At 33.1% G+C, this 22,786-nt stretch carries 30 protein-coding genes; 9 read left to right on the plus strand and 21 right to left on the minus strand.

What is annotated here, in order from left to right; translation table 11 throughout:
• Position 1: 1 nt before the first annotated feature.
• From AC0L3Q_RS09100 to AC0L3Q_RS09140, 9 genes are all read right to left on the minus strand, one after another.
• Positions 2-529, minus strand: a complete 528-nt coding sequence (locus tag AC0L3Q_RS09100; protein ID WP_473286284.1) for a DUF4199 domain-containing protein — start codon at positions 527-529, stop codon at positions 2-4.
• A gap of 12 nt (positions 530-541) precedes the next feature.
• On the minus strand, positions 542-1,090 hold the full coding sequence (locus AC0L3Q_RS09105; RefSeq protein WP_473286285.1) for a DUF4199 domain-containing protein: 549 nt from the start codon (positions 1,088-1,090) through the stop codon (positions 542-544).
• Positions 1,091-1,208: 118 nt separating this feature from the next.
• The gene (locus tag AC0L3Q_RS09110; protein WP_473286286.1) at positions 1,209-1,733 is read right to left on the minus strand and encodes a DUF4199 domain-containing protein; all 525 of its coding nucleotides are present in this window, start codon (positions 1,731-1,733) and stop codon (positions 1,209-1,211) included.
• Positions 1,734-1,926: 193 nt separating this feature from the next.
• Positions 1,927-2,415 carry a DUF4199 domain-containing protein gene (locus AC0L3Q_RS09115; RefSeq protein WP_473286287.1) on the minus strand — a complete coding sequence of 163 codons (489 nt, stop codon included), beginning with the start codon at positions 2,413-2,415 and terminating at the stop codon, positions 1,927-1,929.
• Positions 2,416-2,461: 46 nt separating this feature from the next.
• Positions 2,462-2,959, minus strand: coding sequence for a DUF4199 domain-containing protein (locus AC0L3Q_RS09120; protein ID WP_473286288.1), 498 nt, complete (start codon positions 2,957-2,959; stop codon positions 2,462-2,464).
• 1 nt (position 2,960) lies between these two features.
• Positions 2,961-3,557 carry a DUF4199 domain-containing protein gene (locus AC0L3Q_RS09125; protein ID WP_473286289.1) on the minus strand — a complete coding sequence of 199 codons (597 nt, stop codon included), beginning with the start codon at positions 3,555-3,557 and terminating at the stop codon, positions 2,961-2,963.
• A complete protein-coding gene (locus AC0L3Q_RS09130) occupies positions 3,526-4,023 on the minus strand; it encodes a DUF4199 domain-containing protein (RefSeq protein ID WP_473286290.1) in 498 nt (165 codons plus the stop codon). The genes AC0L3Q_RS09125 and AC0L3Q_RS09130 overlap by 32 nt, the downstream gene beginning before the upstream one ends.
• Before the next feature lie 31 nt (positions 4,024-4,054).
• Positions 4,055-4,615: a DUF4199 domain-containing protein gene (locus AC0L3Q_RS09135; protein WP_473286920.1), complete on the minus strand. Its 561-nt coding sequence runs from the start codon at positions 4,613-4,615 to the stop codon at positions 4,055-4,057.
• Positions 4,616-4,642: 27 nt separating this feature from the next.
• On the minus strand, positions 4,643-5,203 hold the full coding sequence (locus AC0L3Q_RS09140; RefSeq protein ID WP_473286291.1) for an RNA polymerase sigma factor: 561 nt from the start codon (positions 5,201-5,203) through the stop codon (positions 4,643-4,645).
• A gap of 345 nt (positions 5,204-5,548) precedes the next feature.
• Here AC0L3Q_RS09140 and AC0L3Q_RS09145 point away from each other — a divergent pair, with 345 nt between their 5' ends.
• On the plus strand, positions 5,549-7,240 hold the full coding sequence (locus AC0L3Q_RS09145) for a helix-turn-helix domain-containing protein (RefSeq protein ID WP_473286292.1): 1,692 nt from the start codon (positions 5,549-5,551) through the stop codon (positions 7,238-7,240).
• Between the two features lie 32 nt (positions 7,241-7,272).
• Here AC0L3Q_RS09145 and AC0L3Q_RS09150 read toward each other — a convergent pair whose 3' ends face one another.
• The 8 genes from AC0L3Q_RS09150 to AC0L3Q_RS09185 all read right to left on the minus strand — a co-directional run bounded on the left by AC0L3Q_RS09150 (position 7,273) and on the right by AC0L3Q_RS09185 (position 12,297).
• Entirely contained in the window at positions 7,273-7,782 is a 510-nt protein-coding gene (locus AC0L3Q_RS09150) for a DUF4199 family protein (protein WP_473286293.1), read from the minus strand.
• Positions 7,783-7,818: 36 nt separating this feature from the next.
• Complete coding sequence (locus tag AC0L3Q_RS09155; protein WP_473286294.1) at positions 7,819-8,322, minus strand: hypothetical protein; 504 nt, start codon at positions 8,320-8,322, stop codon at positions 7,819-7,821.
• A gap of 36 nt (positions 8,323-8,358) precedes the next feature.
• Positions 8,359-8,862 (minus strand): hypothetical protein, encoded by a 504-nt coding sequence (locus AC0L3Q_RS09160; protein ID WP_473286295.1) that lies wholly within the window; start codon positions 8,860-8,862, stop codon positions 8,359-8,361.
• Between the two features lie 96 nt (positions 8,863-8,958).
• On the minus strand, positions 8,959-9,468 hold the full coding sequence (locus tag AC0L3Q_RS09165; protein ID WP_473286296.1) for a DUF4199 family protein: 510 nt from the start codon (positions 9,466-9,468) through the stop codon (positions 8,959-8,961).
• 34 nt (positions 9,469-9,502) lie between these two features.
• Positions 9,503-10,021: a DUF4199 family protein gene (locus AC0L3Q_RS09170; RefSeq protein WP_473286297.1), complete on the minus strand. Its 519-nt coding sequence runs from the start codon at positions 10,019-10,021 to the stop codon at positions 9,503-9,505.
• Between the two features lie 624 nt (positions 10,022-10,645).
• Positions 10,646-11,155, minus strand: coding sequence for a hypothetical protein (locus AC0L3Q_RS09175; protein ID WP_473286298.1), 510 nt, complete (start codon positions 11,153-11,155; stop codon positions 10,646-10,648).
• A gap of 36 nt (positions 11,156-11,191) precedes the next feature.
• Positions 11,192-11,680 carry a DUF4199 family protein gene (locus tag AC0L3Q_RS09180; RefSeq protein ID WP_473286299.1) on the minus strand — a complete coding sequence of 163 codons (489 nt, stop codon included), beginning with the start codon at positions 11,678-11,680 and terminating at the stop codon, positions 11,192-11,194.
• A 119-nt stretch (positions 11,681-11,799) separates the two neighbouring features.
• Entirely contained in the window at positions 11,800-12,297 is a 498-nt protein-coding gene (locus AC0L3Q_RS09185) for a DUF4199 domain-containing protein (RefSeq protein WP_473286300.1), read from the minus strand.
• A gap of 331 nt (positions 12,298-12,628) precedes the next feature.
• Here AC0L3Q_RS09185 and AC0L3Q_RS09190 point away from each other — a divergent pair, with 331 nt between their 5' ends.
• From AC0L3Q_RS09190 to AC0L3Q_RS09200, 3 genes are all read left to right on the plus strand, one after another.
• A complete protein-coding gene (locus AC0L3Q_RS09190) occupies positions 12,629-13,123 on the plus strand; it encodes a hypothetical protein (protein WP_473286301.1) in 495 nt (164 codons plus the stop codon).
• An 83-nt stretch (positions 13,124-13,206) separates the two neighbouring features.
• On the plus strand, positions 13,207-13,458 hold the full coding sequence (locus tag AC0L3Q_RS09195; RefSeq protein WP_073314555.1) for a type B 50S ribosomal protein L31: 252 nt from the start codon (positions 13,207-13,209) through the stop codon (positions 13,456-13,458).
• A 444-nt stretch (positions 13,459-13,902) separates the two neighbouring features.
• Positions 13,903-15,078, plus strand: a complete 1,176-nt coding sequence (locus tag AC0L3Q_RS09200) for a GlmU family protein (protein WP_473286302.1) — start codon at positions 13,903-13,905, stop codon at positions 15,076-15,078.
• Here the strand turns inward: AC0L3Q_RS09200 and AC0L3Q_RS09205 are convergent.
• Complete coding sequence (locus AC0L3Q_RS09205; RefSeq protein ID WP_473286303.1) at positions 15,075-16,706, minus strand: ABC transporter substrate-binding protein; 1,632 nt, start codon at positions 16,704-16,706, stop codon at positions 15,075-15,077. The genes AC0L3Q_RS09200 and AC0L3Q_RS09205 overlap by 4 nt on opposite strands.
• A 70-nt stretch (positions 16,707-16,776) precedes the next feature.
• On the opposite strand from AC0L3Q_RS09205, the gene mtaB reads away from it, so the two are divergent.
• Entirely contained in the window at positions 16,777-18,147 is a 1,371-nt protein-coding gene (gene mtaB, locus AC0L3Q_RS09210) for a tRNA (N(6)-L-threonylcarbamoyladenosine(37)-C(2))-methylthiotransferase MtaB (protein ID WP_473286921.1), read from the plus strand.
• Between the two features lie 53 nt (positions 18,148-18,200).
• Here the strand turns inward: mtaB and AC0L3Q_RS09215 are convergent, their stop codons facing one another.
• Complete coding sequence (locus AC0L3Q_RS09215) at positions 18,201-18,512, minus strand: N-acetyltransferase (protein WP_073314547.1); 312 nt, start codon at positions 18,510-18,512, stop codon at positions 18,201-18,203.
• A gap of 280 nt (positions 18,513-18,792) precedes the next feature.
• Between AC0L3Q_RS09215 and AC0L3Q_RS09220 the strand changes: the two genes are divergently transcribed.
• The 3 genes from AC0L3Q_RS09220 (at position 18,793) to AC0L3Q_RS09230 (ending at position 20,903) form a co-directional block, all read left to right on the plus strand.
• Positions 18,793-19,464 carry an alpha/beta fold hydrolase gene (locus tag AC0L3Q_RS09220; RefSeq protein ID WP_473286304.1) on the plus strand — a complete coding sequence of 224 codons (672 nt, stop codon included), beginning with the start codon at positions 18,793-18,795 and terminating at the stop codon, positions 19,462-19,464.
• 66 nt (positions 19,465-19,530) lie between these two features.
• Positions 19,531-20,478 (plus strand): lytic transglycosylase domain-containing protein, encoded by a 948-nt coding sequence (locus AC0L3Q_RS09225; RefSeq protein ID WP_473286305.1) that lies wholly within the window; start codon positions 19,531-19,533, stop codon positions 20,476-20,478.
• A gap of 56 nt (positions 20,479-20,534) precedes the next feature.
• The gene (locus AC0L3Q_RS09230) at positions 20,535-20,903 is read left to right on the plus strand and encodes a sulfite exporter TauE/SafE family protein (RefSeq protein WP_473286306.1); all 369 of its coding nucleotides are present in this window, start codon (positions 20,535-20,537) and stop codon (positions 20,901-20,903) included.
• A gap of 11 nt (positions 20,904-20,914) precedes the next feature.
• Here AC0L3Q_RS09230 and AC0L3Q_RS09235 read toward each other — a convergent pair whose 3' ends face one another.
• Both AC0L3Q_RS09235 and AC0L3Q_RS09240 read right to left on the minus strand, forming a co-directional pair.
• Positions 20,915-21,757: a TlpA family protein disulfide reductase gene (locus tag AC0L3Q_RS09235; RefSeq protein ID WP_473286307.1), complete on the minus strand. Its 843-nt coding sequence runs from the start codon at positions 21,755-21,757 to the stop codon at positions 20,915-20,917.
• Positions 21,758-21,907: 150 nt separating this feature from the next.
• Complete coding sequence (locus AC0L3Q_RS09240; RefSeq protein WP_073314537.1) at positions 21,908-22,423, minus strand: tetratricopeptide repeat protein; 516 nt, start codon at positions 22,421-22,423, stop codon at positions 21,908-21,910.
• A 175-nt stretch (positions 22,424-22,598) separates the two neighbouring features.
• Between AC0L3Q_RS09240 and rpmH the strand changes: the two genes are divergently transcribed.
• On the plus strand, positions 22,599-22,757 hold the full coding sequence (gene rpmH, locus AC0L3Q_RS09245) for a 50S ribosomal protein L34 (RefSeq protein ID WP_073314535.1): 159 nt from the start codon (positions 22,599-22,601) through the stop codon (positions 22,755-22,757).
• Positions 22,758-22,786: the final 29 nt, after the last annotated feature.

Below are 22,786 nucleotides of genomic sequence, written 5' to 3' on the forward strand. Positions count from 1 at the left end.
GTTATAATTTTTTTCTTTTCGCAAGTATTGCCCCAACGATAATAGCAATTATAAAACTGAATAGAAGATTCCCTAAGAGTCCAACAGAGTAGTTAGTGGAAAAAACGGAATTCCTTTTTGGTTGAAATACTACTGTTTTCATTTTTTCTGGAGATATATTTGGTTCATTTACGATTATTTTTTCTCTTCGCTCGTCCAAAACGGTTTCATCTAGGTGAGCATTAGTAACATGGTTGTAGGTAAATATTAGTACGGTAATCATAATAAGTTTAATAAGCTCCATGCCAAGGCCTATTTTTATGGCATGCGCAACTTTTAAAAATCCTTTATTTAGTTTTTTATAGATGTATATTGCATAGGTTATTCCAATAATAAAAAGGAAAATTTCTATTACAATGGATGACCAAAGCAAGGGATCTGGAGCTTTAAAAATTTGATAAGAAACAGTGGTTTTTAAAAGCCAGATACCACCGTAAGCAGACCCGTATTTGAGTATATGTTTACCTAATGGAAATTTATTGGTTGTCATGATTGGGATTGATTATAATTTTTTTCTCCTGGAAAATATGGCTCCAGCAATTAAGGAAATTAAGAGTCCTACAAAAATTTGAAGAAAAAACTCAGAAATGTTGACAAGTAAAAACATTGAAATAAGATCTTTTTTTACCTCAGATGGTGTCAATTCTGGATTATTTATTATGTCATTATTTAATATGTCATCAAACCAATTTGGTTCTAAAACAAATCGGTAAAGTATCGGCCACCATAATGCATTAAAAATTGCAACAAAAAGACCTATCCCAACACCAATTTTTATTGCCTCTCTAAGTTTTAAGATATTATGATTTATTTTTTTATAGATATATACTGAGTAGGTAAAGCACCATACTTGAAATAAACATCCAAAAATGAATCTAATTGATTTTTTATACTCTAGTGCGTCAAATATGTAAAAGATGGAATAATAAAGAAACCAGATACTTCCATAAATCAAGCCGTGTTTTACAATGAGTTTATTGATTGGAGTCATTTTGACTAACATATTGGCGAGTTCATCATTTTTGTTTGAAGCAAAAACCGAAAATACCAAATTAAAACTATTTGATGGCAACCCAGGGAATATAAAAAAAGAGCTGTAATACGATTACAGCCCTTTTATGCGATATGTTGATTTTACGTTATAAATCGTAAAATCTATATATTTTGTCTTAATAGAGTTCTTGTTTTTGTCTCATTGCGAGTCCCGCAAATAACGAAAAGATAAAACCTAAAAACAAGTTACCAATAAGAGAAAATGCAGCACCAATCATTGGGCTACTCATTTTTTCCATTACAGACATACTTTGCTCCACCATGGCTTCTGTCATGTCTGGATTTTCTAGTAATTTTTCACGTTGTGCATCCAGTACATTTTGCATGTATTCTGGCTCGATTACTGTTGTTAAAACAAATGACCAGATTACAACAATAATCCCACCGATAAGGGCGATCCCAATACCGATTTTTAAAGCGTCGGTAAGTTCTAGAAAACCGTGGTTTGATTTTTTATAGGCCTTGATTCCCATTACAATTACTGCAATAAGGATTAAAATTCCAATTAGGGTAAAAGACCAATGTGGATCGGTGTATGTATTGGTTACATAAATCACCACACCAAGTAATACAGAGATGATTCCTAGTATTACTCCATAATTGACAATTATCTTTTTTGAAGAAGGTTTTTCATTTTCCATTGTTGAACATTGTTAAGGTTAATTATAAACCATAAGTATATAAATATACCAAAATGTTACAAATTAGAAGATGGTAGTTCAATCCTTTCAACAAGGATCCTACTTTTTTGGTTGGTTATTCCTACACAATACTTAAGTAGTAGGATGTCTTAAGATTGTTGTTGGTAAAAGGGTAGAGAAGACTTTAGTACAATTATAATTTCTGTTTTTTGTGTATAAAACTACCAATAACTAGAGCGATTACTGATCCAAAAATTAAATTAGATAAAATACTAATAATCATTTGGGTATAAGAAGCATGATATATACGCAACCATGATAATCGTTGTTCTATTTTCTTGAGAGATATATCTGGGGTTTTAAGTAATAGCTCTTGCTTTTTTGTTTCCAATATTTCATCAATGAAATTGGGTTCGATAACATTTCGTAATGCAAAATGCCAAATAAGCGTAATTAATCCACCAATAAAAGATATCCCCAAACCAATAGTCATTATCTTTTTTAAGTTGATAACCCCATTATTTATCTTCTTATATCTTAATATACCATAAGAAATCACTATTGTCAAAATTGCTCCATCTGCTAAGCCTATTATATCCTGATTGATACTAAAATAATCTGATAAATGATAAAAAAAACGTTGTAGGGTAGAAAGAAAACCTAAGCATAAACCGTAAATCAAAATATGTTTTTTTAACGAAGTGTTCTTTTTACACATAATATATCTTCTACAATTTATGCCTTTTATATAAAAAGACATAAACTATTAATCCCACAAAAGGGCCAAATACTAGATTTTGAAATATATAGACTCCTGCTTGAGTATATGAGGCCGCATAAAAAGAGATGTCGTTATTAATTTGTTCTATTTCTTCATAAGTGATATCGAAGTTTTCCTGTAATAGTTTTTCTTTTTCTTGCTCTATTCGTCGATTGATATAGTCGGGCTCTATTACGTTATTTCTTAAAGCAAACCACAGGATGGTAAACAATCCCCCAATAAATGAAATTCCCAAAGTAATATATAATGCCTTTTTTAAGGTAAGAATACCATTGCTACTTCTTTTATATTGATATAAACCATAAAAAATAGTAAAACCTAAAAAAATTAATTCCAAAAGTCCAATTACAAAACCACTTGGCTGTGCAATATACTTCATAAATATAATTTTTGTTGTACTAAGGACACCAAGAATTAGTCCATATGTAATTATGTATTTTTTCATTTCAATACCTCGTGTTATTTGCGTTCGATGCTGACGCTTCCGGTCTTTTGTAGAGAATAGATCCTATTACTAGAGAAATGATGGATCCCAATGTTAAATTTGAAAGAATTGCAAATAATGAATTTGCATATGAAGTATTCCATCGATATACCAAAGCCATAGTTTGTTCTAGTTCTCTTAAGGACATATTTGGATTTCGTTTGACAAATAATTCTCGTTTTTTTGATAAAATTTCATTGATATAATTTGGTTCTATAAAATTAAGAAATGGAAAATACCAAACATAACTGATTATACCTCCAATAATTCCAACCCAACATCCAATAGTTAACGACTGTTTTATGCTAATAAAACTACTATTCTGTTTTTTGTAAAAGACTATGCTACCAACAATGATCAAAAACAAAATGATAAAATCAAACAAGTATATTAAATCATTTTTAGTGTATAAGTTCCCACTTAGGTAAATGCTGATTCTATACAGATTATGAAGAATTCCTAAAATGATTCCGTATTTGAGGATGTGTTTTTTAAAAAGAAGATTCGTTTTAAACATTGTATTCCTTCTATAATTTTTGCCTTTTATGTAAAAAAACATAGGAAATTAATCCGAAAAAAGGCCCAATTATTAGGTTTTGGACGGTGAATACTCCTGCTTGAGAAAATGAGCCTGCATAAAAAGGGATGTCTTTTTTAAGTTGTTCGACCTCTTCATAAGTGACATCGAAGTTTTCTTGTAATAACTTTTCCGTTTTTCGCTCTACTAATGTATTGATATAGTCGGGTTCTATAATATTATTTTTTAAAGCAAACCACAGGATTGTAAACAATCCCCCAAAATATGAAATTCCCAAAGTAATATATAATGCTTGTTTTATGGTTAGAATACCATTATTACTTCTTTTATATTGATATAAACCATAAAAAATAGTTGAACCTATAAAAATTAAATCTAAAAGACCAATAACAAAACCACTTGGCTTGGCAATATACTTTATAAATATAATTTTTGTCGTCGTAAGAATGCCAAGAATTAGCCCATATGTAATCATGTGTTTTTTCATATCTGAAACGCTGTATGTATAGTATATTTTTTCATGCTGATTCTTCTGGCCGTTTATAAAGAATAGCTCCGCAGGCTATGGTATATAGAAACCCAAAAAACAGCAGTATACCAAATCCAATAGCGATAAAGATATAGGGTGAATTGTATTTTTGGAAGCTTTCCATTTGTTGATGCATTTCTTGGGGAGACATATTAGGGTTGCTTTCTACAATCCATTTCTCATAGGATAGGGCAGTTGTTGACATCATTTCGGCATCAATCCATACCATGAGTATGAGTGTATAGACAGCAATTAATAACGCTCCTAGTAAGGTAATGCCCATTCCGATTTTTAGACTTGTGTCAATTTTGATCCAACCTTGGTTGTATTGTTTTTTTTGGTATATGCCATACACAATAACTAGACATTGTATAAGAAGTAAAGTAAAAGAAGTAGCCCAAAAGTTGTGAACCGGATTGATAAAATGATTCAATAACACCCAGATCATGCCTAGAAGCGTACCGTATAGACCTATTATGTATTTTGATTTAGAGATGATGGTTATTTTTTGATCAGGTAATAAAAAAAGAAATAAAATTAATAAAACTATGGAGTATAACTAGATATTGCTTAGTGATTATTTTGCTGCTAGCTCATAGTACATAGGATCCTGTGCAATAGTATGCATGAGTTCTTTTTTGGTTTCGCATTTCTTTTTACGAACATAGTTCTCAGAAAAACCGGTTTGTGCTGCCACTTCTTTTGTGCTTTTGTCTTCAAAAAACAATTGCCACAGTTGTTTGGTGGATTCTTGCAGTGTTGAAAAGTAACTGTAAAAAAGGCTTTTTCGCTCGTTTTGCCACAGTTGTTCTTCAACAGGGATTTCATGATCCTGGATGGGCTGAGTCATCACATCCATCATTGCCCATTTGCGATCCTTTCGACGTTGATTCTTCCATAAGTTTTTGCAAATTCCACAAAAATAGGCTCCAAAAGTGGTGGTTACGATACCCTTATTTTCTTTTAGTTTAAGATAAGCGATGACCATGGCATCCTGAAAAATGTCTTCTGCATCCTGACTCGAACCTCCATTTTTTAATACATAACTTTTTACATAGGGCAAATACTGGCGATACATAGATTTTAAAACAATTGGATTCCCTTCAATAATTCCTTCTATACTTTTCTCTTCATTCATGGTAGGACATTTTTTACTTAGTGATTACATGTTACAAGGGGGTATGTTTTGTAGGGTTTTACTTTTTTTATAAAATGAATATGATGATTTACGTTGTCTTTTTTGTTAGTGAGGTTTTGTTTGATTGTTGAAACAAATGTATGTCAAATTCTTACCGATTTACAAGCAAAATATGTCGGATTTTATAAAAATCGACTGTTTTTTTAGGGTTAATTAAAGGTGTTATTTGTTTGGTATACAGTGGTTTGTGTCGTTTTTTGATTTTTAGAGTTGCTTTCTGTGGTATTTGGTAGTTTTAAGTTGTAATATTGTCTTAATTTCTATCCATAACACGATATATTGAAGATGAAAAGAGTAGTGTTTGTATTTTTTTTGATAAGCTTTTCGATATGTGCACAGAATGATATTGATCATTCAAAACGTCAGGATTCGTTACTTTCTAAATCCTACTTCAAATTGTATGAACTCTTTTTTGAACATTACAAAACATCACCCGAAAAAGCACTTACTTATGCCGAGGCCTATTTGGAAAAAGGAAAAAAAGAAGAAAAGAAAATTACCATTGCCCATGGTTATTTTTTGGTTTCTCGTTTTTATGAGGGGCAGGATACATACTTAAAATATGCTGATAGCATTATTAATCTGGACGAAAAATCAAGAAGTAATGAGTATCCCGCCAGAGGATATTTGCTAAAAGGGGATTATTATTTTGCTAAAAACAACTTTGCAGAAGCTTTTGAATACTTTGAACGGGCTAATTCGTCTACGGTACTTAGACCAAATGCAAGTATTCGATATCATTGTAATAGAAAACTAGGGCGATTTAAAAGTAGGGTAGGGAAATACAAAAGAGCACGGCAAATTTTGAGAGATTGCTATCGATATGCTGTAAAAAATGATATCGATTTACGACATGAAGATTTACTTTTTTTGATTAAAGCCTATAATGATGAACAAAATTTTGAAAAGGCACTAGAGTATATTCAAAAAGGGTTAGATGAGTATAACACTACCAAAAATGAAGAAGGCTATTATAAAACCCTATTAGGATCAGGAATTACACATTATCATCAAGAACAATATCAAAATGCTGTAGATAGTTTGACTAAAGGGGTGAATTATTGGGAAAATAAGCAAGCTCATGGGGATTTGGTAGATTTGTATTACTATTTGGGGCAATCCTATACGCAAATAAGTCAACAAGAAAAAGGTATTTACTTTTTGAAAAAGATGGACTCTGTAGTGCAATTGCAACAGGATATCCTACCCCGAATGATGGATGCATATACCGTTTTACAGGACCATTATACCTTAAGAAATGATACCAAAACTACAGAATGGTATACTCAACGTAAGGCTAGAATCGATAGTATTACTCAGTCAAATTTTACGGAAGATCTGGGACAAGAGATTGAGGATTTTTATGTGTATAAAATAATCACCAATAAAGATGCCAAATATTCGGATGTACGTGATGAAATAAGATACTGGAAATTGGTCTTTATCTTTTCGGTGTTGATTTGGATCATTTTAATTTCGGTCATTATTTATTTGTTTAAGGACCGTAAACGTTACCAAAAGAGTTTTAGAGCTATAGTCTCGAATAACAATACTGCCGAAGAAAGTAGTCCAGAACTTAAAGAAGAGAAAGAAAAACAGCTTAATGATTTAAAAATTTCTAAAGAAGTTATCGATCGGGTGCTAAACGGTATGGAGGCGTTTGAGAATGACCAGCGATATTTGGATAACAAATATAGTCTAGGGGTATTGGCTAAAGAATTGAATACCAATTCGGCTTATTTGTCCAAAATTATAAATGTGTCTAAGGGGAAGAATTTTTCTAACTACCTACATGATCTTAGGGTTGGATATGCTATTGAGCGTTTACGTAATGATCCACAGTTTCGGTTGTATTCGATCAAAGGAATTTCTGAAGATATAGGGTTTAATAATAGCGAGTCTTTTTCTAAGGCATTTCATAAAAAAACAGGATTATACCCATCTTCATTTATCAATAAGTTAAAACAAGTAGGGTAAGAATTGTAAGTATTGCAGTTCTAAAAAGTTTATTATTTCTCAAGCGATCTTTTGTGCATGATAGCTCCAGCTATTAAAGAAATAACTAACCCCCAACTTGCGTAGAATATTAATTGTGTTAAAAACCGAGATCCAATCTCATATAGTACTCTTGCATAATGTGATTTTTCAGTTAATGTCGAAACATCATCAGGGAATCCAACAATCAGATTTAATAAATCGGGATATATTATATAACGAATAATACGACGAACCCAATCGATTAAAGTGCCAATAACCATACAGCTTACACCAATCAGTAAAGCCTGTTTTAATAGTATGGTTTTATTGTTTAACGTTTTGAATTTGTAAATGGCAAAAGTGACGAAGCTGGTATAAAAAATAATTTCCAGTAAACTTGATACATTTTTACCAACACGACTATAATTACTCCAATGATAACCCATATAACGAAGGGTAAGGAAATATATATTATTTATAATCCCTAAAATAACTCCATAGGTTATGATATGCCTTTTAATAGAAATCTTAGCTTTTTTCATATTGCTATACATGGTATTTGAAAAATCAAAATTAACTTAAATCGATCTTTTATGCATAATGATCCCAGCTATTAAAGAAATGATCAATCCTAAAACTAAATGAAAAAATACATCCCCCAAAAATTGCTCGGTTAACCTAAAAAACACTTTTTTAAAAATGTACTTTTTTGAAAATGTTGAAACATCTTCAGGAAATCCAATCAATCGATTGAAGCTATTGGAGTCAATAGCATATAAAATCATACGGGAAATATTACGAATGGTGCCACCAAGAAGCATACTACCTCCTCCAATTAGTAATGCTTGTCTTAATATGATCGTATTTTTGTTTAATTTTTTAAATCTGTAGACGACAAAAGTGATAAAACCGATATAAAAAAACAATTCGAGTACAATGGATATGTTCTTGCCAACTTGATTATAATCAGTATAATTGTAGGTCGTATAGGTTATTACAAGCATATAAGTAATTAATACCATGCTCAAGATAATTCCATAAGTTAGGATATGTTTTTTTATAGAAATGTTAGCTTGTTTCATATTGATATACAAGGTATTTGAATAATCAAAATTAACTTAAATCGATCTTTTATGCATAATCGCTCCACTTATTAAAGAGGTGATTAATCCTAAACCTGAAAAGGTAATTAAGTTTAATAAAAATCCAACCCCGATCTCATATAGTATTCTTCCTAAATAGGATTTTTCTGTTAGTATCGAAACATCTTCGGGAAATCCAACAATCCGATTTAATTTGACGGGATCCACTGTATAAGAAACAATAGATACAACTTGATCAATAAAAGTGCCAATAACCATACAACCTACACCTATTAGTAAAGCCTGTCTTAATAGTATGATTTTATTGTTTAACATTTTGAATTTGTAAATGGTAAAAGTTACGAAGCTGGCATAAAAAATAAGTTCTAGTAAACTTGATACATTCTTACCAAAACTACTATAATTACTCCAATAATAACCGGTATAAGCACGGGTAAGGAAATACATAATATTTATGCCCCCTAAAATAACTCCGTAGGTTATTGTATGTCTTTTTACAGAAGTGTTTCCTTGTTTCATTAGGTAAACTTAGGGATAAGAAGAGATATTTCATAATATCAACATGAATAGAGTGTAGAGAGAATAATAGGTAATTGAGAGTTGTTTCTAAAAAAATTATTGAATAGGTCTTTTGTGCATAATCGCCCCAACTATTAAAGAAATGATTGCTCCCAATGGCAAATAGAAAGCATAATAAATTAAAGTCTGCTCAATAATGTGATTGAAAGATTTTGTTAGAATATATTTTTCTGGTGTTTTTGATACATCCTCTGGGAATCCGATGTATTTATTCAATAAATTTGGATCTATTAATGTGATTAAAATTTTATCTGTTATAATTTGTATAGAAATACCGATAAACATAATACTCACGCCGATAATTAGTGCTTGTTTTAATATGATCATATTATTGCTTAATTTTTTAAATCGATAAATGGCAAAAGAAATAAAACAGATATAAAACAATAGTTCCAATAAACTTGATACATTCTTACCAACTTGATCATAATGATTCCAGTGATACTTGGTGTATACGCCTACAAGTAAATATATTATTAATATAATTCCTAAAATCACACCATAGGTTATAACATACTTTTTAATAGAAATTTGGGTTGCTTTCATAATTCTAAAACGTTTTTGCTAATCAATAATGATACTAAATTGATCTTTTATACATAATCACCCCACTAATTAAAGAAATGATCAACCCTAGAACTAGATAATATAACGCATTTACCAAAAATAGGTCAGCAAGCTTGTAAAATATTCTCTCGAAATATAATTTTTCTGATAATGTTGAAACATCTTCAGGAAATCCAATGAATTTATTTAATAAGTCTGTATCTATTGAATACAAAATTATACGGGAAACACTAGTGATAAAAAAAGCACCAATAAGCATACTGCCCACACCAATTAGTAATGCTTGTTTTAATACGATTACATTATTGTTTAATTTTTTGAATTTGTAAATGGCAAAAGAGATAAAGCTGATATAAAACAATAGTTCCAGTACACTTGATACAATCCTTCCAACTTCATTATAATGATTCCAATGATACTTACTATACTTGCCAACGAGTAAATACATCGTCTTGATAATCCCCAAAATCACGGCATAGGTTAGAATATGTTTTTTAATAGAAATGTTAGCTTGTTTCGTAATACTATACATGGTATTTGAAAAATCAAAATTATCTTAAATAGACCTTTTATGCATAATAGCGCCAGCAATTAAGGAAATGATCAATCCCAAAACTAGATGGAAAATCACATCTGTCAAAAATAGGTCGGCCAACTTGTAAAATACTCTTTCAAAATGTGATTTTTCAGATAGTGTTGAAATATCTTCAGGAAATCCAACCAATCGGTTTAATTTATTGGAGTCTATAGCATATAAAATTATACGGGCAACACTAGTGATGAAAAAACCACCAATAAGCATACTGCCTACACCAATTAGTAATGCTTGTTTTAATACGACTGTATTATTGTTTAATTTTTGAATCTGTAAATAGCAAAAGAGATAAAACAGATATAAAACAATAGTTCGAGTAAACTTGATACATTTTTACCAATGGGACCATAGCCATTATAATTATAAGGGGTATAGAAATTTTTAAGCATGTATACAATTGCTATTATACTTAGAATAACTCCATAGGTTATTGTATGCTTTTTAATAGAAATGTTTCCTTGTTTCATTAGATAAACTTAAGGATAAGAAGAGATATTTCATAATATCGACATAAATAGGTGTAGAGAGAATAATAGATAATTGCGAGTTGTTTCTAAAAAATTATTGAATAGGTCTTTTGTGCATAATCGCTCCACTAACCAATGAAATAACAAATCCAAAAAATAAATTGACAGTAACAGTAAATAGTGACCAGAAAGAAATATGATCCAAAGCTTGCCCCAAAAAGTGTTTTTCCGGTGTTAAGCTCACATCATTGGGATATCCAATATTTTGATTTAATAAATGAGGGGCAATTAATGTTCTTATAATGATATCCACAGTGATTTGTATGGAAGTTCCAAGTGCCATGATGCCAACACCAATTATTAAAGCCTGTTTTAATGATAAGATTTTATCATTTAGCATTTTAAACTTATATATAGCAAAAGAAAGAAAACTGATATAAAAAAATAGATCAAATAAAGCTGACATAGTTATACCAAGTAGTCCAAAGTTATTCCAATTAAAACTGCTATACTTATACATGTATAAGTAAAATATGAATATAATCCCTAAAACAATTCCATAAGTTATAATATGCTTTTTAATAGAAATCTTAGCTTTTTTCATATTGATATACAAGGTATTTGAATAATCAAAATTAACTTACATAGATCTTTTGTGCATAATAGCCCCGGCCAATGCAGAAACTATAGTACCCAAAAATAGATTACCGATTATGTTACCAATTGATATAATTAAAAAGAAAGCAATTTTTTCACTAACGTCAGTTTTTTCAACAATTGATATATCTTCGGGAAATCCAATTTTTTGATGAAGTAGGTCGGGAGTAATCAATGTAAACAAAATAACATCCCAAATGATTTGCATAGAAGTACCTATTAAAACAATACTTAGTCCAATCTTTATCGCTTGAATGAATTTGATAATCCCTCGGTTAAAGATTTTGTAGAAATAAATGCCCAAAAAAGGTATACTTCCATAGATAGCTATTTCGATCACTCCAAATATCCAATGAAAGTTTGTTAAATTATCAGTCAAATAGAGAATATAAATGTAAAAAACCCAAAGAAACCCAAGTATTAGCCCATATTTTACAATATGTTTTTTTACAGAAATACTCGTTTCTTTCATATTGTAAATTTAGCTGTTTAAGGTTGCTTTTATAGTGTTTTACTAAGATGTTACAAGCTATTCCCTATTTCCTCAAAATATTGCTGTTGTCATACGATTAGAAACAATAGTTTGTTATGTTAATCAAAAGGATCTGGATTTTTTTGCATGATGGCTCCGCCGAGCAAAGAAACTACAAAGGTAAGCAAAGTATTACCAATTAAAGTGCCTAACGATATTGTTAGTAAAAAATCAAATCTTTTGTTCGATACATGATTTTTTTCTGATGAGGTGCTTTCAGATATTCTGATCAGTTGGTCAAGTATATCTGTGGCAATTATTCTAAGTAAAATTATATCCCATAATATTTGTACCAAAGATCCGATAATAATTATGCCCATTCCAACTTTCAGTCCTTGACCTAATGTTAAAAAACCTTTTGATAAAGCTTTGTACTTATATATTCCAAATAAGACTGTACATATATATATGGATAATTCAATAACCGAAAACCCCCAATGCTCGTTCATTGTATTATGAGTAAGATATCTGATTAGACTAAAAATGATCCATAGGGACCCCATTATTAGGCCGTATACGAGAATGTGTTTTTTAAAAGAAATAGTAGTTTCACTCATAAGCGTTAAATTCCTTTTGATATGCTTTTTAATATCAGTATACAAATATAAAAAAATGTTACAATTGTAATAAAATTAGCATTTTGTCGGGATAATTCATAATTTTATCGTATCTTTAGCCAAATGTTTACGGTTTTACCACATGTAATTTAAGGCCTGAACAGTGGAAAAATAAGGGGATTTACTCAATATAGGGGGATTTGATGTAAATGATTGATTTTTTGAGTGATATGGGTTTTTCTCTTTGATTGGAATGTGAAAAAGATGAATTTTTAACAGAATACCCCAATTTTTAAATTGAATAAAAATATATTAACAAAAAGAATCACGTATGAGAAAATTATTACTTTTTTTAATAGCCGTTTCGGTTATAGGAATTTCATCTTGTACCAGGGATGATGTAGAGGAGGTTTCTCAAGCAGAGAAAGAATTATTAGTCAAACAAGCACTTATCGAGTTCAATAACAGTGCAATCAAGACAGGTAAATTCCATGATTTTTTAGGGAAATTATCACACACAAAAAATGGTCAAGAACTAAGTGACGCTGAGGTAGAGGTTATATTTAATGAGTTCTTAGGAGATCTAAGTCCGACATTTTTAAGATTGTATTATGAGTTAAAAGCCCTGAATCTTTCCAGAGAAGAATTACAAGAAATAGTTAAACTTTATGAATATTTAAGAATAGATCTAGGTGCTCAGGGAAAGGATTCAACAGATCAAATATGCTCCACATCAAGTGGTGTGTTAGAATTCATTTTTGATCTTGTCGGGGTTTGCAAAGAGAGAGATGGAGTTTCTGATGAAGGAGATAATACTAACGATTAATTCTTTTTATTCTATCAAAAATATTTTGCAATTAAGAAATTAGTTGTAAATTTGCACCTCGCAAAAAAGAAAAGATAAACCAAATGAGAAAAGGTATTCACCCAGAAAATTATAGATTAGTAGCTTTTAAAGATATGTCTAACGACGAGGTTTTTATTACTAAGTCTACTGCGAATACTAAAGAGACTATCGATGTTGATGGTGTTGAGTATCCGCTAGTGAAATTAGAAATCTCTAGAACTTCTCATCCATTCTATACTGGAAAATCAAAACTTATCGATACCGCAGGACGTATCGACAAGTTCAAAAACAAATACGCGAAATTCAAGAAGTAATTTGGCGACATCGTTTACAAAAAGCCTTTCCGAATAGGAAAGGCTTTTTTGTTTGTACACTTCGGCTCCGCTCAGTGTACGTAGGCAGACCTGAGCGTATTGTAACGCTACCGAGCACTGAGCGGAGTCGAAGTGCGGCTGCACCCGGCACACATAACCAATACATATTTCAATTATCGTCTTATCGAGCCCTGAGGCTCTCGAAGGGCGAAGTACGGTTCTACTCGGTATAAGTAAGCGTTATTTGTGTGTATCGCAACGTTACCTTGAGCACTGAGCGGAGTCGAAGTGCGAAGTGCAGCCCCTTATCAACACACCATACAACCAAAATCAAAACCCCTCCACCATTTATTTCCAAATAAAATAGCCCAACCGCATTATTTTTAAGACCAACGTGCTTATTTTTGTCGCAGTTAACCAATAGTAACTTTTTGATCATAGCACATGAACTACATTCTTTTTGATGGGCCTTCGCGCAATGCTTTATTACCATTTACTTATACACGACCTGTAGCAGATATACGAATCGGGATCTTAACGATTCGTGGAAAATGGGAGCAACATCTTGGGTATACCACTTCTACCGTTACTGAAGAGTATTTGAGTGAGAAATTCCCTATGGTGGAGCTGGAGGATAATGTTATGATCAATGCCTCGTATTTACCTACGACAGATTTGGTGGCTAAAATCAAAGAGTTACAAGAAAATCAAGCCATTTTTGATGGTGAAGAACCAATTGCCTTTTTTGTAAAAGAAGATCAGGAAGTGGATTTTGAGAGCTTTACCATTGTGCATCACGAGCAGGAACTGCTTACGGTTAAAAATACCTGGGATATATTTTCTAAAAATGAGCGAGCCATTGTGCAAGATTTTGCCTTGGTTACCGCCGATAGAGAAAGTCAACCTATACCCGAAAGCAATCGTGTGATTGCTCCAGAGAACGTATTTATCGAAGAAGGAGCAAAACTAGAGTTTACCATATTGAATGCTAGTGGAGGACCTATCTATATTGGTAAAGATGCCGAAATTATGGAAGGAAGCATCATAAGAGGTCCTTTTGTGTTGTGTAATAACGCTACTGTAAAAATGGGGGCCAAGATTTATGGAGGAACCACGGTGGGGCCACACTCCAAAATAGGAGGAGAGGTGAATAACTCGGTAATTTTTGGATATAGCAATAAAGGGCATGATGGATTTATTGGGAATACCGTACTAGGTGAGTGGTGTAATCTGGGTGCAGATACAAATACTTCGAACTTAAAAAATAATTATGCTCCTGTGCGCCTTTGGAGTTACGAAACCGAAGGTTTTGCCAAAACAGGGCTGCAATTCTGCGGATTAATGATGGGAGATCACTCCAAGTGTGGGATCAATACCATGTTTAATACGGGTACTGTAGTAGGAGTAAACGCCAATATTTTTGGTGGTGGTTTTCCGCGCAATTTTATTCCTAGTTATAGCTGGGGAGGGAGCGCAGGTTTTAAGACTTATCTTACCAAAAAGGCTTTCGAAGTGGCCAAAGTAGTAATGGATAGGCGTAAGGTCGAGTTCACCGAAGAGGATAAAAAGATATTAGAACATGTTTTTGAGACGACTAAAGACTGGAGAAAAAACTTCTAGTCGAGTTTCTCTTTCCAAACTCGTTTTAGAATCAAAAAGTTTTGAGGGTTATTAGTTAATCCTCTCACATTTTTTTGTGTAAAACGTACTACCTCGTCATAATATAACGGGACAATAGGCGCATGGGCTACAATGATAGAATCCATCTTGGCATAATATTGTTCTCGTATTTGATCATCGGTAATCAAAAAACTTTCCTCATACAAACGATCAAAAGTTTCATTTTTGAAATGTGTGTAGTTTGGTCCGTTGGGTGTATGGTTTTTGCTGTAGAAGGGAGATAAGAAGTTTTCGGCATCGGGATAGTCTGCAATCCAGCTCGCTCTGAAGGTATCTAATTTCCCAGCCCATTTCTTTTGTCGTATGGTTGAGGAGGGCATCACGTCTACAATAATGTTGATACCTATTTTTTCGAGTTCGCGTTGTATATATTCACAGATGGTTTGATAGTTAGCATCGGTGGCAATTCGAACTGTGGGTTCGTTATCTCCCGTTTCTTTTTTATAGGCTTCGACTAGTTTTCTTGATTTTTCGGGATTGTATTCAAATCCAGGGATGTTGGCATAACCGGGAATCCCTTTGGGAATAAAACCATTTTCCGCAGGCATACCAATACCATTTTTAAGATAGGTGATCATTTTTTTACGATCAAACCCATGATTTACTGCTTTACGTAATAAAAGGGATTGGATTTCCTCTTTTTCGGTATCCATATAAAACCCCAGGTACTCAGAGTTTAGGTAAGGCCCTTTGCTGATATTGATTCTATCCTTGTATTTGTCTCTTAGTTTGCCGCTGGGCGTCAAAAGTTCATCTTTATACGAAGCATCCAAACTGTTTAATAAATCGATCTTTCCTTTGGTAAACTGCAAAAACTCACTTTGCTTATCAGGTAAAAAGGTAACCGCTACGGCTTCAAGATAGGGAAGTTGCTTGCCGTTGTCATCTTTTTCAAAATACAATTGATTTTTACGAAAGACCAATTTTACGTTTTCTTCCCATAGCTTAAATTTAAAAGGACCTGTACCAATGGGATGAGCTCTAAATTCGTCACCATAATACGAAACCGCTTCTTTGGGTACTACAGAACAGTATCGCATGCTCAAAAGTCCCAAAAAGGCAGGGAACGGCATCTTGAGGTCTATTTTTAAAATGGTATCATTAACGGCATGATAATGCTTTACATTTTTTAGTACCCAATTCCCAGGAGAAGCAACTTTAGGATCTTTTAGTCGGTTAAAACTGTAGACAAAATCCTTTGCAACCACTCTTCTGGTGCTGTCTTTGGTGTTAAACGAAGTGTGTTTATGAAATTTCACATCATCCCTAAGGTAAAAAGTATAGTGCAGAGCATCTTCAGAGATTTCCCAGCGTTTGGCGATATCTGGTTTGATATGCAAACTATCATCCAACTGTACCAATCCATTAAACAATTGATTTGTAGCCCAAATATTGGCTACATCTCTGGCAAAAGCTGGATCTAGCGAACTTACATTCTCGTATTGATTATAGCGAAAAACAAGGTGATCTCTATCTTTTTCTTCAGAATTACTACAAGAAACAAGTGTTAGGGCTATATAAAATATTGTTATATAGTGATTTATGTGGAAATGATAATTGAATTTCAATTTTAGTAAACGAATTATTGTTGGTATATTTGCACCCTTAAATTTTATTGTAAAGGATAAAGATAAAGAGATTTCTGCCTTCAAGGAAAACGACAGCTGGTTTTATGAGAAAAAAGTTGCTTTTTATACATTGGGATGTAAACTGAATTTTTCAGAAACATCGACTATTGCCCGAAGTTTTGTAGACGAAGGTTTTGATCGTGTGGATTTTGCAGAGCATGCAGATATTTATGTGATCAATACCTGTTCGGTAACCGAAAATGCGGATAAGCGATTTAAAACTATCGTAAAACAAGCGCAAAAAGTAAACCCAGATGCGTTTGTGGCTGCTGTAGGATGTTATGCGCAATTAAAGCCGGAAGAACTGGCTGCGGTAGATGGAGTGGATTTGGTGCTGGGAGCAACAGAAAAGTTCAAGATCACAGATTATATCAATGATCTGTCTAAAAACGATTTCGGTCAAGTGCACTCTTGTGAGATCGAAGAGGCAGATTTTTATGTAGGGAGTTACTCGATCGGGGATAGAACCCGCGCGTTTTTGAAAGTGCAAGATGGTTGCGATTATAAGTGCACCTATTGTACGATTCCTCTGGCTCGTGGGATATCCCGTAGTGATACTTTGTCTAATGTGTTGAAAAACGCCAAAGAAATATCTGAACAAGGAATCAAAGAAATCGTACTTACGGGTGTGAATATTGGGGATTACGGTAAAGGAGAGTTTGGGAACAAAAAACACGAGCATACCTTTTTTGAATTGGTTCAAGCCCTGGATCAGGTTGAAGGTATAGAACGATTACGTATTTCTTCAATCGAGCCTAATTTATTGAAAAACGAAACTATAGATTTTGTATCCCAATCCAGAACCTTTGTGCCACATTTTCATATCCCTTTACAATCCGGTAATGATGAGATTTTGAAATTGATGCGTCGCAGGTATTTGAGTGATCTATATGTGGATAGAGTGACAAAAATCAATGAAGTAATGCCACATGCCTGTATTGGGGTGGATGTGATTGTTGGATTTCCAGGAGAAACTGATGATCATTTCCTGGATACGTATAATTTCTTATCGCAATTAGATATCTCTTACTTACACGTGTTTACCTATTCCGAAAGGGATAATACAATTGCAGCTGATTTGGATGGTGTAGTGCCTATGGATGTTCGTAAAAAGAGAAGTAAAATGTTGCGTGGTTTGTCGGTTAAGAAAAGAAGAGCGTTTTATGAGAGTCAGATAGGAACAGAAAGAATAGTATTGTTTGAATCTGAAAATAAGGAAGGATATATCCATGGATTTACTGAAAACTATGTCAAGGTAAAAATGCCATGGAATCCGGCTTATGTAAATTCCTTGCACCGGGTGGTGTTGACAAAAATTGATGATGATGGGATGGTGCGATTTGATTTTGTGCCAGAACCCGAAAAAATACAAGAAGCATAAACAAAAAAAACTGCAAGTAATTGCAGTTTTTTTATGCTATATACGTTGTAAGACTATATGTTTATTCCTACGGGTAATAAATCTTTGTATTTCCTTCTATTTTTCCGCATAAATTTTGCAATCGTAGGGCTTGTTGGAACCAATCTTATGTTGCGATCTTCGATAATGTTGAAAACAGCAACGATAAAATCTTCCTCAAATCCTTTCTTTACTAGTTCTTCGCTCATGATGAGTTTTGTCAGGAAAATTTTTCTTTCCTGTTGGGCGTACTCGATGGTCGCTTTCTGACCTTCAATTGTAGTCTCAAATTGTCTTAGAAATTCATTGTCAATAACTTCTAATCCAACATCACTCAAGTTCTCCATATTGTTTTTTAATTATGAGGTAAATAAGTTTTACTTATGGGGTAACCCCCTTGATTAACTGACTAACATCCGAAAGCAACACGCAAAACCATATCCGAAACTTGATAGGTTCAGTAATTATTTTGTTGATGCCTAACTAAGATTTGTTAGTTTACATTCCCTGTTTCAATAAAAAATTATTGATGTATTTCCTTTTATCTAAAGGGGGAATACTATAATTTTGAGTTGCAAAGATAAGAAAATTAGAGCTTTAAACTTTAATAGTACTGTTAAAATAGCTATGTCGCAGGAAGTTACCCATGTTTATTTTGTGCCAGGAATGGCTGCCGATGTTTCGATTTTTGAACATATACGTCTACCAGAAGCGCATTTTAAGACCTACACTATCCCTTGGAAAATACCAAATAAGGAAGAATCTATAGCGGATTATGCACAACGGATGTGCGAAGAAATTAAACATAAGGATGCAGTGTTGCTTGGGGTTTCGTTTGGAGGGGTGATTGTTCAGGAGATGAGTAAATATTTGCAACTTAAGAAACTTATTATCGTTTCTAGTGTAAAGAGTAAAGACGAATTGCCAAAGCGAATGAAAATCGCTCGTAAAACCGGACTGTACAAGTTGTTGCCAACTGCTGTGGTTTCTAAAATTGATAATTGGGAAAAACTGGCTTTTGGGGATTTTGCAAAGAAACGAGCAGCGATGTACCAACGCTATTTATCGGTGAATGATAAAGGATATCTGGACTGGGCGATCAAGAATATGGTATGCTGGGATCAAGAAGAAGCTCCAGAGGACCTGATTCATATCCATGGAGATAAGGATATTGTTTTTCCAATAGCGAATATCAAAAATTGTATTACGGTTGATCAGGGAACGCATGTAATGATTGTAAATAGGGCGAGATGGTTTAATAAACATTTACCTGAAATAATCGGGGATAACTTGCATTAGTCTAACTTTTTACGTTATATTGTAATCTAAATTTTATTTCCCCAATAAAATAAAACCTACTTAGAGATGAAGATGATAAAAAAAGTATTAGTTTTTTTAGGAGTGCTGTTTGTTTTCAGCATTCTGGTAAACGCAACGCAGGAAGAACCTCAAAAGACCCCTGTACAAGAACAGCTTGAGGATAATTTGGTAAACGACTACAATGTTTACGCTATCCCAATGCCTGATAATCTGAATTTTGCTGGAGAATTGGTGCCTATCGATAACCCGGATATCCGAGAGCGTATGGATAGAGAGTTGTTGGTAAATACCTACTGGCAATCTAATGGGTTGTTACTTTTTAAACGTGCCAACAAGTATTTCCCGGTTATAGAACCTATTTTGAAAGAAAATGGTGTGCCTGAAGACTTCAAATACCTTGCTGTTATTGAGAGTAGTTTGACACAAGCGGTATCGCCAGCTAGAGCAACTGGCTTCTGGCAGTTGCTGAAAGGAACTGCAAAAGAATATGGTTTAGAGGTGAATCAAAATGTAGATGAGCGTTATCATATCGAAAAATCTACAGAAGTAGCTTGTAAATATTTAAAAAGTGCCAAGGAGAAGTTTGGATCCTGGACATTGGCAGCTGCAGCATACAATGCAGGTCGTGCAGGAATCAATAGACAGTTGGAAAGACAAGATGCCGGTTCTTACTATGATCTGTTGCTAGGTGAGGAAACAGGACGTTATGTGTTTAGAATCGTTGCAGTAAAAGAGATTTTGAGCAATCCAAAGAAATATGGATTCAATTTCAATGATGAAGATTTGTATAAACACATTCCGACATTTAATGTGTTTGTAGATGAGCCTATTACTGATTTCAACGAGTTTGCCAAAATACATGATATCAATTATAAGATTCTAAAATTGCATAATCCCTGGTTAAGAGAAACCCATTTGAATAATACCACTGGTAAGGAATATTTTATAAAAATTCCTAGAGACGGATATTATAATGTGGGTACCGGACAGTAATTAATCTCCCGTTTTACAAGTTTTTTAAGTAAGTTAGCTGCTTATATATTACAACTATGAATATAAGTGTGCTAATCTCTTTGGTGCTAATCGGATTATTAGCTGGTTTTTTTAGTGGAACTTTAGGTATTGGCGGAAGCGTAGTGATGATTCCGTTGATGTTACTGTGGTTAAATTTTTCCCAACATGAAGCACAGGGGACAAGTTTGGCTGTACTTGCTGTACCGGTTACCTTGTTGGCGGCCTATAACTATTATCAGGAAGGGCACGTAAACTGGAAATATGCAGGTATTATTGCCATTACCTTCATTATAGGAGGATATCTCGGCAGTAAACTTGCAATATCTATCAATCAAGTTTTGCTCAAAAAAATATTCGGAGGTGTACTTTTACTAGTAGCTCTAAAAATGATTTTAGGAAAGTAACGAACTCAATATTAGTTTTTGTCTCTTAATAGGTTTCGCAACGAATCTTTTTCTCTTTTGTATTTTTCGTACTCTTCGTCGATTCTTCTTTCTTCAGCAGTTCTACCATCTTCACCAACTTCTTCATCTTCGGCTTCTTTTTCTTTAAGAGCTTCAGTATCTGTATCATCCTTAAGTAGACCTTTTCGATCAAGGTCAGCAATGATTAAAGATACTCCCTTGGACAGAGAATTGAAATGAATGTTATAAGAATTACTCAAGGTTTCGCTAGAATGATGCGTTTCTATTTTCTGAATATTTAATAATTTTTTCTCTTCATCCAAAAAATACATCATCGGGAATCCTAGGGCGTGTTTAAGCTTATTTACGATATACGAGTCCTGGTTGGTCTTTTCGTCAACATAAACCATTTGGATGTTCTTGCTATAGTCGTCGCTTTTGTCTTTTAAGTTTTCTTTGGTATCCCAAAACAATACCACAAAATCAATCTGATCATGAAATCTATCTGCTAGATCATTAAGTGCAGGGATTTCTCCAATTCCAGGAACACACCATGCGGCATATGTAATTAAAAAAATGGGTTTTTCGTATTCTTTGAAAGTAATGGGCTCTTCCTTAATGGTGTTAAAGGTAAAATCGTCCATATAGGTTCCATTAAGGTGATTGGTAACCAAAGAATCAAATAAAAAGGTGGCCCGCTCTAAGTCGTTTTGTCTGTAAGCTTCATCCATCTTTTGATTATACTTGACGATATGAGCAGAAATAGCGACAGAAAAGGGGATTCTTACTTCTTCTTGTGCAAATAGATGACTACAAAAAGAGAAGAGTATTCCTAGAATTAATAATTTTCTCATTCTAAAATAATTACAATAGCTAATGTACTATAAAGTCCTTAAAAATAAGCTTTTTTGTTATAAAAACTAATGCTCCTTACTTTAAGATTTTCAACAATAAAGCTATACAAGACTTATTACATAACGTAATATAGTAAACAATTAGTGTGCCTAAATTTTCTTCATTTGCTGTTTCATCATCGCAATCTGATCTTTAAGCATACCATGCTTATCCAATTTTTTGGCTTCAGTAAGCAAGGTTTGTGCTTCTCTCTTTCTTCTTTTGGTCATTGCGATACCAGCAAGATTAAGTTTTGCTACGGCCAAATCTTGATTCATTGATAATCCAAGCTTAACCGCTTTCTTTAAATATTTTTCGGCTTGTGTGATATTGGTTTGAGATAACATAATCCCCAAAAGATAATTATAGTATCCTTGTTGCTTTGTAGTAAGGGCAACCTCTGGATTTTTTATTTTGTCCAGCCATTTTTTTGCACCATCAAAATCTTGCTTGCGCAGTCTTAAAAAAGCAAGCAAAATCATTTCGTTTTTAAAGTATAAAAACACAAAAACCAGTGATAATAAAATTAGCATTATTCCATTACCCGTGTATCCTTCTATGATTTGCCATACGCCAGCACCAATAATTAGAGCTGCTATTACTAATTTTATATTTTTATTGAACATTGAAAATGTGTTATTTTGTAAGTCGCGGCAAAGGTAATAAAAACAAATAAAAATATTTTGATATTTAGGTTTGTCAAAGTAAAAAGTCTTCGTATATTTGCCCGCAGTTTTGGGTAGAGATATCCGAAAAATTCAAAATAAGGTATTCAAGAAGATTTTATAAAGATAGATAGTAATGAAAAGAACGTTTCAACCATCGAAAAGAAAGAGAAAAAACAAACACGGTTTCAGAGAGCGTATGGCTTCTGTAAATGGTAGAAAGGTATTGGCTAGAAGAAGAGCCAAAGGAAGAAAGAAATTATCTGTCTCTTCAGAATTAAGACATAAGCATTAATGAGAATGCGTAGTTTAAAATATTAAAGG

The sequence above is a fragment of the Aquimarina sp. KJ22-3 genome (assembly GCF_055808215.1).